This window comes from Ruegeria sp. CE12 (assembly GCF_056537525.1).
Genome location: NZ_JBQFRS010000002.1, coordinates 257057 through 271350, shown reverse-complemented (window position 1 = coordinate 271350; position 14294 = coordinate 257057). Strand labels below are relative to the sequence as shown.

14 protein-coding genes are annotated in these 14294 nt (G+C 55.7%); 2 read left to right on the top strand and 12 right to left on the bottom strand.

The window, feature by feature from the left end:
• Nucleotides 1-12 precede the first annotated feature (12 nt).
• From ccmB to yajC, 7 genes are all read right to left on the bottom strand, one after another.
• Nucleotides 13-669 (bottom strand): heme exporter protein CcmB, encoded by a 657-nt coding sequence (ccmB, locus tag ACR0IO_RS06145; protein WP_480740148.1) that lies wholly within the window; start codon nt 667-669, stop codon nt 13-15.
• The gene (gene ccmA / locus ACR0IO_RS06140; RefSeq protein WP_170331033.1) at nt 666-1280 is read right to left on the bottom strand and encodes a heme ABC exporter ATP-binding protein CcmA; all 615 of its coding nucleotides are present in this window, start codon (nt 1278-1280) and stop codon (nt 666-668) included. The genes ccmB and ccmA overlap by 4 nt, the downstream gene beginning before the upstream one ends.
• Nucleotides 1281-1359: 79 nt before the next feature.
• Complete coding sequence (locus ACR0IO_RS06135; RefSeq protein ID WP_480740147.1) at nt 1360-1713, bottom strand: Mth938-like domain-containing protein; 354 nt, start codon at nt 1711-1713, stop codon at nt 1360-1362.
• A gap of 12 nt (nt 1714-1725) precedes the next feature.
• On the bottom strand, nt 1726-2478 hold the full coding sequence (locus ACR0IO_RS06130) for a TSUP family transporter (RefSeq protein WP_480740145.1): 753 nt from the start codon (nt 2476-2478) through the stop codon (nt 1726-1728).
• Nucleotides 2471-3439, bottom strand: a complete 969-nt coding sequence (secF, locus tag ACR0IO_RS06125; protein ID WP_155151188.1) for a protein translocase subunit SecF — start codon at nt 3437-3439, stop codon at nt 2471-2473. Before secF ends, ACR0IO_RS06130 begins: the two co-directional genes overlap by 8 nt.
• Nucleotide 3440: 1 nt before the next feature.
• On the bottom strand, nt 3441-5102 hold the full coding sequence (secD, locus tag ACR0IO_RS06120; protein WP_155151191.1) for a protein translocase subunit SecD: 1662 nt from the start codon (nt 5100-5102) through the stop codon (nt 3441-3443).
• A 33-nt stretch (nt 5103-5135) separates the two neighbouring features.
• Nucleotides 5136-5423, bottom strand: coding sequence for a preprotein translocase subunit YajC (gene yajC / locus ACR0IO_RS06115; RefSeq protein ID WP_155151194.1), 288 nt, complete (start codon nt 5421-5423; stop codon nt 5136-5138).
• Nucleotides 5424-5670: 247 nt separating this feature from the next.
• On the opposite strand from yajC, the gene ACR0IO_RS06110 reads away from it, so the two are divergent.
• Entirely contained in the window at nt 5671-7332 is a 1662-nt protein-coding gene (locus tag ACR0IO_RS06110; protein WP_480740141.1) for a mechanosensitive ion channel family protein, read from the top strand.
• An 86-nt stretch (nt 7333-7418) separates the two neighbouring features.
• Nucleotides 7419-8711: a serine--tRNA ligase gene (gene serS, locus ACR0IO_RS06105; RefSeq protein ID WP_480740139.1), complete on the top strand. Its 1293-nt coding sequence runs from the start codon at nt 7419-7421 to the stop codon at nt 8709-8711.
• A gap of 52 nt (nt 8712-8763) precedes the next feature.
• Here serS and ACR0IO_RS06100 read toward each other — a convergent pair whose 3' ends face one another.
• From ACR0IO_RS06100 to ACR0IO_RS06080, 5 genes are all read right to left on the bottom strand, one after another.
• The gene (locus ACR0IO_RS06100; RefSeq protein WP_480740137.1) at nt 8764-9435 is read right to left on the bottom strand and encodes a helix-hairpin-helix domain-containing protein; all 672 of its coding nucleotides are present in this window, start codon (nt 9433-9435) and stop codon (nt 8764-8766) included.
• 93 nt (nt 9436-9528) lie between these two features.
• On the bottom strand, nt 9529-10515 hold the full coding sequence (locus tag ACR0IO_RS06095; RefSeq protein WP_480740135.1) for a fatty acid desaturase: 987 nt from the start codon (nt 10513-10515) through the stop codon (nt 9529-9531).
• 166 nt (nt 10516-10681) lie between these two features.
• Nucleotides 10682-12145 carry a ribosome biogenesis GTPase Der gene (der, locus tag ACR0IO_RS06090; RefSeq protein ID WP_480740134.1) on the bottom strand — a complete coding sequence of 488 codons (1464 nt, stop codon included), beginning with the start codon at nt 12143-12145 and terminating at the stop codon, nt 10682-10684.
• Nucleotides 12146-12193: 48 nt separating this feature from the next.
• Nucleotides 12194-13516, bottom strand: coding sequence for a PQQ-like beta-propeller repeat protein (locus ACR0IO_RS06085; protein ID WP_480740132.1), 1323 nt, complete (start codon nt 13514-13516; stop codon nt 12194-12196).
• 46 nt (nt 13517-13562) lie between these two features.
• Complete coding sequence (locus ACR0IO_RS06080) at nt 13563-14234, bottom strand: hypothetical protein (RefSeq protein ID WP_480740131.1); 672 nt, start codon at nt 14232-14234, stop codon at nt 13563-13565.
• Between the last annotated feature and the right edge of the window lie 60 nt (nt 14235-14294).

The window sequence follows — 14294 nt, the reverse complement described above, 5'->3', positions numbered from 1 at the left end:
TGTTCCCCACTGTCACCTAAGATTGATACGCAGTACGGCAGCGCTGGCAAACGGCAATAGCGCCACGGTGGCTGCGGTGATCCCAGCCAGCATCAGCAGCGGGGTTTGTGTCTCCATACCTATGGCTCCACGTCGTGCTACTTCTGCCCCAAATATCAGTGTCGGGACATACAAAGGCAGGACCAGCAGCGAGAGCAGTAAACCACCGCGTTTAAGCCCCACGGTCAAAGCCGCACCAAATGTCCCTATAACACTCAGGGCCGGTGTGCCGATCAGCAGCGAGATAACAAGCCAGAGATACCCCGGAACCGGAAGATTCAGCAGCACACCCAGCACAGGTGCGGCCAATACCAAAGGCAGACCCGTGGTGATCCAATGTGCCAGCGCTTTGACGGTTACTACGCCCTCCAGCGGCAAGGGAGCCGTTGCCAACAGATCCAAAGATCCGTCCTCCCAATCCAGTGCCAGAAGCCGATCCAGTGACAGCAAGCACGCCAGAAGCGCACCCAGCCACAACACACCCGGCGCAATGGTAGACAGCAGCGAAGATTGCGGGCCAACGGAAAATGGCACTAGGACAGTCACGATCAGGAAAAAGGCCAGACCCAGCCCAAACCCTCCGCCGGCACGGAATGCAAGCTTCAGATCACGCAACAACAAGGCGATCACAGGAAACCTCCGTCAAAGTCTTCGATCGGTTTGGGCTTAGCCTTGTTGGCGCCGACGTCCAAAACTTCTCCCTCCAGACCGAGGTCAATATGGGTAGCGATCAGTGCTGACCCGCCCTGCCCCAGATGTGTGCGAACCGTGTCGGCGAACAGGGCCACGGCCTCGCGGTCCAATGACACTGTCGGCTCATCCAGCATCCAGATCGGACGCCCGGTGACCAGCATTCTGGCGAGGCCTAGTCGCCGTTTCTGACCGGCGGACAAGTTACCGGCGTGACGGTCGGACAGATCGTTCAGTTTGAAAGCGTCCAGCGCAGGTTGAATATCCTTTGTCCCGAAAACCGACGCCCAGAAATCGAGATTTTCAGTCACTGTCAGCGTTGGTTTCAAACCGTCTGAGTGCGACGCATAGGCAATCTGATCTTCGGCACCCTCAATGCGGCCCGATAACGATGGCTGCAAGCCAGCCAAAGTTCGCAACAAAGTGGTTTTTCCGATCCCGTTTGGTCCACGCAGGATCAGTGCCCGGCCCGGTTTCAGCACAAAGCTCAACCCTTCGAGCACAGGAATGCCCCCTCGGGCAATCGACAGATCGGTAACGGTCAGTGTCATTGCCTTCGCTTATCTCATTGTCGTGAAGGGCAAAAGGAGGGATTTGCCGCAGGTACTAGCCCGCGCCTTGTCCGAACAATCAGACCGGGATCAAGGCCAGAGCGATACGACGCCCTTCCGAGAGCAGCACATTGTAGGTTCGACAGGCGGCTGGCGAGTTCATGACCTCGACGCCAATCCCTGCGGCTTCGAGGGTCGACCGCAAATCACCGGGGATATGCGCCATCTCTTTGCCGGTGCCAATGAACAGAACATCTACTTCTTTTGAAAGATCAAGCAGCGGCTGAACATCAGTGTACTGCCCCCACGCCTTTGTTCCAGTTGGCCCGGTTAGCACCGCGCCCTCAAAAACCTCACCGCCGATACGAAAGAAGCCCGGACCATAGCCATCAACAGGCTTGGCATCCGTAAAAGTCACCTGATTGAGTCGCATTCCAAAACCCCTTCAGTCGAAGATCGGCAGGCCAGTTATAACCGCGAGCGCGATCACGGAGTAAGCCGCCACCCGGTAAAGCTTCTCCAGCGATGGATCAAACAGCGCCTTACCGATGAGTGTGGTTATTACATAAGGCACACTCAGCAACAGAACCACCCAAAGCGCGGATGTATCCGCGAGGCCGCCGATCATGATATTCGTGACGATGACGATATCCAGCAGAGCCAGAAAGATAATCGTATTCGCACGTACCTTGCGAACATTGGTCGAGCTTGCCAGATAGAAGACGATCACAACCGGTCCAGTCAGACCAGTCATTCCACCGACTGCGCCCGCACTGCTGCCGATGGCAAGCCGCCCCGGCAGCCCCAATCGTCCATTCCAACGCCAGCCAGTTGCCACCGCAAGCAAGGTTAACCCAACCACCGTGCATGCGATCCAGCGCAAGACCAGCGCATCGACTTGTACCATCACCCACAATCCAAGTGGCACCGTCACAGCAGCAGCCAGAGCAAGTGTCCCGACTTCGGACTTGTCGCATTCCTTCCACGCCTGCGGAGCCAGCGCGAGGGTTGAGACAATACCAGTCGCAGCCATCAGAAACACGACATCTGTTGCCGGCAGGAACTGAGTTCCGATCGGCACGAATATCATGGCTGTGCCAAAACCGGTGAAGCCGCGGACAAGACCCGCGGCTCCTATGGTGAAAATCAACCATCCGATACCCGGCAGAGCCAGGGCAGCTTGCAAACCCTCAGGCATCTATGTTGGCAAACTGATTGCCCGCAGTGTTCGAAGGCTTGGTCCAATCGCGCTTGACCCCCAGCCACAACAGGATGGTCGAGGCCACAAAGATGGATGAGTAAGTACCCACGATAACACCCCAGATCATCGCAAAGACGAACCCGCGGATCACGTCACCGCCCAGAACATAAAGCGAGATCAGCGCCAGCAGGGTCGTAACCGAGGTCATGACCGTCCGGCTGAGGGTCTCGTTAATGGACAGGTTCAGAACCTCTTTCAGGTCCTTCTTCTTGTACTTGCGCAGGTTCTCACGAACACGGTCGAATACGACCACGGTATCGTTCAGCGAGTAACCAACGATGGTCAAGAGCGCGGCGATGATCGCCAGATCAAACCGGATTTGCAGTTCCGAAAAGATACCAATGGTCAGGATCACATCGTGCACCAGCGCAGCAACGGCGCCGAGCGCAAACTGCCATTCGAACCGAAGCCAGATGTAGATAAGAACCGCTCCAATCGCGAGCACTACCGCTATGACCGCCGTTTGGATCAATTCGCCAGATACTTTGGGGCCAACAGATTCAACTGACACGAATTCAATGTCAGGCGCGGCACCGGTGAGTGCCTCTTCTACAGCCGTAATTGTTGCTGCGGTCACCGCTTCGGCATCATCCTGAGCCTGAATGCGGATCATGGCTACGTTTTCGTCCGGCCCGAATGTCGGATCAAAGATCTCGGTGATCGAAACATCACCCAGCTCCAACGGAGCGATCGCATCACGATAAGCGCCTACATCGATCTCCTGCGCGCTTTGGGTACGGATTGTCGTACCACCGCGGAAATCGATACCAAAGTTCAGGCCCTGCAGCATGAACGAGGTAAAAGCCACAACCATCATCAGGCCCGAAATACCCAGCCAGATTTTCCAGCGGCTGAAGAAATCGAACGAGGTTTCCTTGGGAACAAGTCTCAGTCGCATATCAAACCTCGATCATTTTCGGACGGCGGCGTTCGAACCAGATGACGATCATCAGACGCGTCACGAAGATCGCGGTGAAGACCGAGGTCAGAATGCCGAGGCCCAGAGTGATGGCAAAGCCGCGAACCGGGCCGCTACCCATCGCAAACAGGATTACAGCCGTGATGAACGTCGTTACGTTGGCGTCCAGAATGGCCGACAGCGCCTTTTCATAGCCTAGCTCAATTGCTCGGGCAGGCCCTTTGGCTGATTTGAGTTCTTCCCGGATACGTTCGAAAATCAGCACGTTGGCGTCAACGGCCATACCAACCGTCAGAACAATCCCCGCGATCCCCGGCAGGGTCAGCGTCGCCCCGATCAGCGACAGTAGGCCGAAGATAAGCCCCACGTTGATGATCAGCGCGACATTGGCAAAGAGACCAAACAAACCGTAGCTGAGCGCCATGAAGACCAGCACCGCGACAAATGCTACGATTGTAGCGACCTTGCCCGCGTCAATGCTGTCCTGACCCAGCTCCGGACCGATGGTGCGTTCTTCGAGGAATTCCAGACCGGCCGGCAATGCACCTGCTCGCAGCAGAACCGCCAGATTGGTACTTTCTTCAACGGTGAAGTTACCGGTGATGATGCCAGACCCGCCCGGGATATGGCTCTGGATCACAGGAGCGGAAATTACCTCGTCATCCAGAACAATGGCAAAGGGTGCGCCAATGTTTTCAAGCGTATAGTCACCGAACTTGCGGGCACCTGATGTGTTAAAGCGGAAGCTGACCGCCGGGCGCCCGTTCTGGTCAAACGAAGGCTGTGCATCCACGAGTTCTTCACCGGTCACAACCGGAGCAGACTCGATTGTGTAATACACCCCATCTTCATCGATGGAGGGTACAATTTCCTCACCAATCCCCGGAACAGCATCCGGGTCGGATCCACGCCTGACAACCGGATTGAAGGTCAACTGGGCCGTGGTGCCAATGATCTCTTTCAACTCAGATGCACTGCCGATACCTGGCACCTGAATCAGAATACGATCTGTTCCTTGCCGCTGAATCGTCGGTTCGCGTGTACCGACCTCATCAATACGGCGACGGATGATCTCCAGAGCCTGCCGAACAGTTCTGTCGTTCGAAGCCAGCTTTTCGGCCTCGGACAGTTGAACAATGATCGTATCGCCCTGGCTGCTGACCTCGATATCGTTGGCCCCAACACCTGTCAGGGTTTGAATTGGACGCGCCAGACCGCGAACAACTTCAAGCGCCCGGGTGATACCCTCGGGCTGACTGATACGAACGCGAATCTCATCAGGAGCAGAAGGTTGCTTACGGATCGTACCGACGGTTGCCCGTTCATCCCGCAATGCTTCGCGGACTTCGGGCCACATCGCTTCCATCCGAGCTTCGTAGACATCTTCGACCTGAACTTCGGCCAGAAGATGTGCACCACCCCTCAGGTCAAGGCCCAGATTGACTAGCGAAGACGGCAACCAATTCGGCCATTGCGCCGCCTCGGCCTGTAGTTCGGGAGTATCGATGCCAAGCTCGATCTCGGCTTTTGCATCGTTCGATTGTTCGACACGCGTATAGAACGCATTCGGCAGGGCCATGAGCAGGCCGATCACACAGACCGACCAGATCAGAACCCGCTTCCAGGTATCAATTTGCAGCATTACCCTGCCTTTTCAGAAGGTTGTGGAGCGCTCTTATTTCGCTGGTTCGGTTTTGTTCAGAACCTGCGCAATGGTCGACTTGACCACGCGAACCTTCACACCCTCGGCGATTTCGACTTCGATCTCGTTGTCGCCTTCCTTGACCTTGGAGACTTTGCCAATCAGGCCACCCTGGGTGACAACCTGATCGCCCCGGCGCACGGCTTCGACCATGGCCTGATGTTCCTTCATCTTCTTCTGCTGCGGACGGATCAGCAGGAAATACATGATCGCGAAGATCAGGATCAGCGGGAGAAACTGGGCGATTGCGCCACCTTCCATGGGATATTCCTTTGTTTTGGTCTTGCGGTCATGTACCGCAAATTTGGCGGGAACCTATTCATTGAAATGCGTGTTTGCAAGCAATGGCATTACCATGGGCTATTCTTTGAAACAGGCATTCCCCCACATGGATAGTTCACAAGCCCCCAGTGACAGATCCACACCTGTAAAAAGAATTGCTTACAAGCTGCAGTTCAGCCCTAGGAACATTAGCCGTCTCAGATATAGTTAGGTATCAGGAGGGCCAATGATTCAATTAATCCAATCCTTTGGCATATTTGCACGCCTTTGCATGGCAACCCTGTGTGTATGTGTGCTGGTGTCTCCGACATGGGCGCAAGAGGCCCCTACGCCTCCGCCAGCTTTGAGCGAGGAGCAATCCGATGTCTTCAAAGCTCCGGTAATTGTCGACGGCGATACGCTCTTCCATTTGCGTGGCTCAAGCGCTCTGCCCGCTACGGAACGGGCAGAAAGAGTTCAAGACAAGATCATCAAGGTCGCTGAGTCTTCCGACAAAACCGATATCGAAATCACCTATGAAGAGACCGAACTCGGTACACGTATTCTTGCGGATGGGATCTTCGTATCAGTTGTTACAGAGGCTGATGCCGAGCTGGATCAGATGGAGCTTAGCGTCCTCAGCCTTTTGCATGGCGATGCCATACACGAGGCAATCGTCGCCTACCGGGCTAACCGCACCGAACAGGCAAGGGTGTCTGGTGCGATCGAAGCCGGTGCATGGACCGTTGGATTTATTCTGTTCATTGTCGTCATCCTCTGGCTGCACCGCCGGATCAGACGACGTACTCTGGAAATAGTTCAGAGCTATTTGCAGGATGTCGAGACTGCCACCGCCAAACACGTTCAGGCAGAGGCCATTGCAGCCCTGATCCGGTATGGGCTGAACTTTGTTCTTTTGGTCATCTTCTTCCTCGGTTTTTATTACTACCTTTCATTCGTCCTGCTTTCGTTTGCGGAAACTCGGTACTTCGCTCAACTACTGCTGACCTATCTGACTGAGCCGGTCCTGCTGATCTTCAAGGGGATTATCAGTTATATCCCGAACCTGATCATGCTGGCCCTGATCTCGTGGGTCACCATGTACATCATTAAAGGCATGCGAGTGTTCTTTGATGCTGTCGAAGCCGGCACGTTTGATATGGGCGACTTTGAGAAGCACTGGGTTAACCCGACTTTCAACATTGCCCGCGTCGTGGTCATCCTCATCGCTCTGGTCTTTGCGGTGCCATATATTCCGGGCTCAGATTCCGCGGCGTTTCAGGGGCTGACCATTCTGGTCGGTGCGATGTTGTCCCTGGGTGCGAACTCAGTCGTCAGCAACATGCTTGCTGGCCTGTTCGTTATCTACCGTCGCTCGACCTCAATCGGTGATCGCATCCAGATTGGCGATCACATCGGTGATGTGGTCAAAATCAAACTGATGGAAACCCATCTGAAGTCTATCAAGAATGAACTGATCTCGATCCCGAACGCTCAGTTGATGAACTCTGATGTGGTCAATTTTTCAAAGAAAACAGATGGTAACGGCCTGCTTTTGCACACCACCGTCGGTATCGGCTACGAAGAGCCGCCTGAAAAGGTCGAGGCTATGCTGATTGAGGCAGCGCGGCGTACCAAGGGATTGAAATCCAAGCCCGAGCCCTTCGTTCTTTGGACTGCGCTTGCCGACTATGCCATCAACTATCAGGTCAATGCATATACGACGCGGGGCAGCACGATCCCAAAGATCAGGTCCGATCTGCATCGCAACATTGTTGCTGTATTTAACGAAAACAACGTGCAGATCATGACACCGTCTTACATGGCCGATCCGCCTGAACCCAAAATCCCAACCGAGCATTGGGATGGGCATCTGGCGCACGAATCCTCAGACGAGTCCAAGAAGTAAGCCTAAATCGCGCGGCGGGTGCTACACCCCGCCCGTCAGATGGTGCATAAGCGGCTGCAGTGATTCACTTATCAAGGATCTGAGATATGCACGACATCCGCGCCATTCGCGAAAACCCAGCCGCCTTCGACGCCGCTCTTGCGCGCCGTGGGGACGCGCCGGTGTCGTCAGATTTGCTGAGGCTGGACGAAAGCCGCCGCGCCAAGATTCTGGCAGCAGAAACAGCCCAGGCCGAGCAAAACAAAGCTTCCAAAGAAGTTGGTGCCGCCAAGGGACGCGGCGATGAAGCCGAGTTCGAGCGCCTGCGCGCGCTGGTGGCCGAGAAAAAGGCCGAGGTCGCACATATGCAGACCGAAGCCAAAGATCTGGACGCGCTGCTCACCGACCAACTGGCCCGCATCGCCAACCTGCCGGCTGACGATGTTCCGCAAGGCGAAGACGAAGACGATAATGTTGAAGTCAACCGTTGGGGCACCCCACGTGAGCTCGATTTTGCGCCCAAAGAGCACTACGAAATCCCAGCCGTTGCTGCGGCGATGGATTTCGAGACGGCCGCCAAAACCAGCGGCAGTCGCTTTGTGAACCTGTCGAAAGGCGTGGCACGCATTCACCGTGCGCTGGCCCAGTTCATGCTGGACACACATATCGATAAGAATGGTCTGACAGAAATGCAGACACCGGTTCTGGTGCGTGACGAAGCCATGTACGGAACAGACAAGCTGCCGAAATTCGGTGAGGACAGTTACCAGACCACAAACGGCTGGTGGCTGATCCCAACGTCCGAGGTCACTCTGACCTATTCAGTGTCGGGTGAGATCCTGGACGAAAGCGCCCTGCCCATCCGGATGACGGCACACACAGCCTGTTTCCGGTCCGAAGCTGGCAGCGCAGGCAAAGATACCGCAGGCATGTTGCGTCAGCACCAGTTTGAAAAGGTCGAGATGGTCTCGATCACACATCCCGACAATTCGGATGATGAACAGAAGCGCATGTTGCGCTGTGCTGAAGACCTATTGGAGCAGATGGGTATCCCCTACCGCACGGTGGTCCTGTGCACGGGTGACATGGGGTTCGGCGCACGCCGTACCTATGACATCGAGGCCTGGTTGCCCGGGCAGAACGCCTATCGCGAGATCAGTTCGGTATCGACCACCGGCGATTTTCAGGCCCGACGCATGAATGCGCGTTTCCGTCCCGAAGGGGGCGGCAAGCCGGAGTATGTGCATTCGCTGAACGGCTCGGGCCTTGCTGTGGGCCGCTGCCTGATTGCAGTCCTGGAGAATGGTCAGAATGCAGACGGCACAGTCACGTTGCCAGATGTACTTGCCCCCTATCTGGGCGGCAAACTCACGCTGCAACTGGATGGAACACTGGCTTAAAAAAACGGCAGCCAAATGGCTGCCGGTTTCCGGATCGAAGGCGGAGAAGTGATTACTTCTTCGCCTTTTTCTTATCCTTCGACTTGCTGTCTTTCTTTTTGCCGTCTTTTTTCTTTTCGTCTTTTTTCTTGTCGTTCTTTTTTGACTTTTTGTCCTTCTTGGATTTGGCCTTCACCTTCTCCTTGGCCTTGGAAATTGCGGCTTCCATCTCTTTCTTCTTTTTGGCCGCCTTTTCTGCCTTGGCTTTTGCCTTGGCCTTTTTCTTAGCCTTAGCTTCCGCTGCAGCCTTTTCGGCGGCTGCGGCTTCTTTCGCAGCCTTTTCAGCTGCGGCACGCTTTTCTGCCGCCTTGCGTTCGGCTTCGGCCTTCTTGGCTGTAGCTGAAGCCGTGGCCGATGTCTTTCTCACCGCAGCTCTGCTTGCTGCTTTGGTTGGCGGCGCAGACGCAGGTTTTTTGGCTACGGTTTTACGCGCGGCAGGCTTGCGGGTCGCAGGCTTTCGTGCTGGTGCCCGAGTTGCAGTGGTTTTTGCTGCAGTGGGTTTCGAAGAAACCGCAGCCTTAGCAGCTGCTATCAGGATCGGCGCACGGGCCGCGCCTATTCGAGGGACCTTAACCAGTTCTTTCGGGTTCGCCTTTGCCAGATCATCGGCGGTTTTATAGCCATTTTCGGCCAATGATTTTGCAAGCGCGTCTCCTACGCCCTTTACGCTGGTAACTGGTGTCATTCCGGGTCCTTTCTCTATCTCCTTGATCAAACGTATATACACAGCATATACATCGCTGCAAGTCACAGCCGGTGGCTGATCGCCCACATGTACCTAACTGCTATGCACCAGTTCGGTCGTTTTGCCTTTCTTGGGGAACGGAACGAGGCGTTTTTTGTCCTCGTCCCAAAGTTTGAGGTTAAGCGCCGCTACAGCCTCGGGGAATTTGATCCTGCGCGGCGTGTATTCAGGCGGCAGATTGTAATGACATGCGCGCAGTCGGTATGAAGGAATGCGGGCATTGAAATGGTGTATGTCGTGCAAGGTGATACAGGCGACGGCATTGTCAAACCACCAACCGAAATCGAGCGCGGATGATCCGTGAAGGGCCGCTATTTTGGGATCAAGCTCTGGGCGTCGATCCCAGTACGTATCTTCAAAGTTATGTTGCAAATAGACAAGGAACACTCCCAGCATTCCCCCCAGCAGTGAAAAGACCAGCCAAACCAGAATGCCGGTTGTTCCTGCGATCAGGTAGAGGAGACCCAAGAAGACTAAGATGGAGAGATTGTGTAGCAATACGCCTTTGACCCCAAAACGCATGGTATTCTTTGGCCAGCGGTAGCGGATGAAATAGGTGAACAGTGCGCCTACGGGCACAAGGATGAACGGATTGCGATAAAGCCGATAGAACAGGCGGGTTTTCCAGTCGGCGGCCTCCCACTCACGGAGGGTCATCGTATGGATTTCGCCGGTTTCTCGATGTTCTAGATTACCGATCCCCGAGTGGTGCAGATTGTGATTCTGCTTCATGACCTCGAACGGTGCAAACGTAAATGGTGACAGCCCGTGCCCTGCCCATTCATTCTGCTGTCGTGTTTCGAATAGTGAGTGATGGCCGCAATCGTGCTGCAATACATACAGGCGTACGGCCGCAAAGGCGAATATGATCCCTGCCGGTACCATAATGTACCAACGATCTACATACACGATCGCTAATGTCAGGGATGCAAAGTAGACTGCAAATGTCCCGAAATAGCTAAACGCGGCCAGCCTGTTGTCCTGTACCGCGTACTGCCTTGTGTATTCCCTCAGATCCATCAAGCCCGCTCCCAACGATGGTCCGGATTAATAACCTTTTCAAAACTATGTGCGGTTTGTCCGCAAACAAGCTGCGCGCACCAAAACAGATGCACGCTCATGAATGCTAGCGCGATGCCAAGGGCCTGTCACGCCCTTCGGTCAAAAATGCTGAAAATTGGCGCAGTTACGCCCTGCCCTTGAGATGTTTGGCCAATGCACCGGCGTTTTTCTTCCGCCGACCCTTGTAGGGGTTCTTATCGCCCTGGCCGCGCAGGGTTAGCCGAATGGGCGTACCCGGCATGTCAAAATCTTCACGCAGGCCATTGACCAGATACCTCGAATAGCTGTCCGGCATCTTGTCTGGGTGCGAGCACATGACAACAAAACCTGGCGGGCGTGTTTTTGCCTGTGTCATATAGCGCAACTTGATCCGGCGTCCCTGCGGCGCAGGAGGCGGGTGCTGTTCAAGCATTGCTGTCAGCCAGCGATTCAAGGCGGCGGTTGGCACGCGACGGTTCCAGACATCATGGGCACGCAGGATTGCTGCACGCAACCGTTCCAGACCACGGCCCGTTTTTGCAGACACTGTAATCAGTGGTGCTCCGCGTAGCTGTGGCAGCAGACGTTCGAAGGACTGTTTCAGATCACGCAGCTTTTCCTGCTTGTCCTCTTCGATGTCCCACTTGTTGACGGCAACGACGACCGCCCGACCTTCACGCTCGGCCAGATCAGCGATACGCAGGTCTTGCTGCTCAAACGGAATAGCCGCGTCGAGCAGGACCACGACCACTTCAGCAAACTTGACCGCACGCAGGCCGTCTGAGACCGACAGCTTTTCAAGCTTTTCCTGAACCTTCGCCTTTTTGCGCATGCCCGCTGTATCAAAGATACGCATCGGAGTGCTGTCGCCATCCGGATCGGCCCAATCAATGCGCAGGCTGATCGCATCGCGGGTAATTCCGGCCTCGGGCCCGGTCAGTAGACGATCTTCACCAATGATCTTGTTGATCAGCGTCGACTTGCCGGCATTGGGACGACCGACCACAGCCACTTGCAGAGGCTTCGCATCGGTGATGAGAGGTGTTTCGCCCTCTCCTTCCTCATCCAGCTCGATATCGGTTTGCGGGGTATCCTCAACATGCTGCTCTTCCATCGCGTCCGCGATAGGCATCAGCTGCGCGTATAGGTCTGTCATGCCCTCGCCATGCTCACCCGACAGACGAACAGGCTCACCCAGACCCAGATTATAGGCCTCCAGCACGCCTGCGTCAGCGGCTGAGCCTTCGGCTTTGTTGGCCGCCAGAATGACGTGTTTCGAACGCTTGCGCAGAATATCGGCAAACATCTCATCCGTCGGCGTCAGCCCTGTGCGTGCATCAATCATGAACAGGCAGACATCAGCCATATCGACTGCGCGCTCGGTCAGGCGCCGCATACGTCCCTGAAGGCTGTCATCGGTCGCGTCTTCAAGACCCGCGGTATCGATTACGGTAAAACGCAGATCACCCAGACGCCCTTCGCCTTCGCGCAGGTCACGCGTTACGCCGGGCTGGTCGTCGACCAAAGCCAGACGTTTGCCCACGAGGCGGTTGAACAGGGTGGATTTGCCCACATTCGGGCGCCCCACTATGGCGAGGGTCAGCGACATGATACTCAACTTTCAAGACTCAGACGCGCCCTTTAGCGCATCTTTTCGTCAACGGAAAGCGTGCAGTTGTCCCTTGGTGGATACGACATACAGCGTTTGGCCAGCCACAACCGGCGCTGTGGTTGCACCACCGGGGATTTCAGCCTGATGAACCAGAGTGCCGTCCGTAGGACTATAGAACCGCAGATATCCGTCATTCGAAGCAATTACGATGCGGTTACCAGCCAGGATCGGACCATAATGTGCGTAGATCGCGCCGCGACGACCCGGCTTGTCTTTGACAAAGCCCGGAAGGTCCTTGGCCCAAACGACCGACCCATCCGCTGCGTTCAATCGGATCAACTGGCTCCGGTCACTGATCAGAAAGATGCTGTTTCCAGCAGGCCAGACTGTATCGACTGCCCCTTCATCTGCTGTCCAGTTACGCTCGCCAGTGTTCGCGTCAAACGCCACCGTCCGTCCGGAATGGTTACCGATATAGATCGTATCACCCACAACCATGGGCCCACCTGTAACGTCAAAGATCTGCGCAGCAGCGCGACCGCGGCGCCCTCCGGCTACCGAAGCATTCCAGCGTCTGATCCCACCCCGACGGAAGGTCGCAGCGATATCACCCGAACCGAATGCAAACACAGCCAGATCCGAAGCGATGACAGGTGCTGGCGCCCCCAGCACATTCCCTACGCTTGGAGTACCCTCAATTTGCCAGGCAATACGACCGTCCTTGGTGTTTATGGTCCAACCGGTTTCATCCCCTGCGACCAGATACAACAAACCATCACTGACCAGAGGTGACCCGCTGCCTGTCGCATTCAGACGTTTTTGCCAACGCTTGGCACCTGTTTTGGCGTCCAGCGCGGTCAGACGTCCATAGCCGGATGAGATATAGAGCACACCATTGGAATAAGCCATTCCACCGCCCGTGGCGTCGGAATCACCATCTGTTGGCGGAATGAGGTTGGTGCTCCAAACCACCTGCCCCTGAGGTGACACTGCCGATACGGTTGCACCTGAGTCGAGGGTATAGATCAATCCTCCGGCGACAACCGGCTCGGCCGTAATTCGCTGTTTGCGAGAATCGCCATTGCCGATCGAGGTCGACCAGATCGGTCGAGGAGCGCTGCTGAGCGCGGCATTTGTGGTACGGAATGCAGATGTGCCCGGGCTTTGAGACCAGTTTGCGTTCCGGCTCTGGGCAGGCAAGCTGATCGGCTTTGAACCACGGGTCTCAACAGTTTCGGTATCCGCAGCAGGGCGAATGTCTTCGCGTTCACCGGGCAGAATAATCTCAGGTTCCTGACAGGCGCTCAGCGCCGTCAATGCGACCGTTGCCACCGACAAACCAAAGCGGGAGAAAAATCTTATTTCCATGAAGTTCCGAACTCGCCTGTCTATTCCGTTAAACCGCTGCCAAAGCTCAACCTTGCTGAGCTACCAACGGTTCCGGCTCTCCGCCCAGCGCCACGATCAGGTTCGTGGCCCGTTGTTGAATGTCCACACCTGCCTCAGCGTCCTGTCGCAACGCCTGTAGTCGGTCCACAGCTGCCTGAGTGTTTCCTTCGGCCACGTCGATCAGCGCCAACTGTTCCTCGGCCAGCAAGCGCAACGGGGCCCCAGGTGCCGCCAGCGCCTCGAATTGCAGTCGGCGATCGGCAGCAGGCAGGCTTTCTCCCTGCAACAGCAATGCTTTGAATGCCGCCATATCGCGATAGATCTGTGGCAATTCGCCCTGAACGGCAATGCTGTTCAGATTTGCGATGGCATCCTGCTCAGAACCCGTATCAACCTGTGCGGCAGCCAGCAGCATGTTCAGGATAGCATCACCACCTACAGACTGGGTTTCCACACTTTCCAGTTTCGCGGCCCGTTCAGCCGAACCGTTTTCGGCAAGAGCAGACAGAATCGAATCTCCCAGAGCCTCGGCCCTGCCTGTATCACGCGCTTTACGGTATTCATTGAACGCCGCACCGCCTACGATCAGAACAACCGCAGTTACGCCAACCCAGCCCCAACGGCGCAAAAGCAGATAGAGCCGGTCGCGGCGCACCTCTTCGGTGACCTCATCAATAAAACTGTCGACGTCGCTCATTCCTGCCCCCAGGCGTTGTATTCAGCTGTATAGCGCCATGTCATACCCCGGCACCATCGG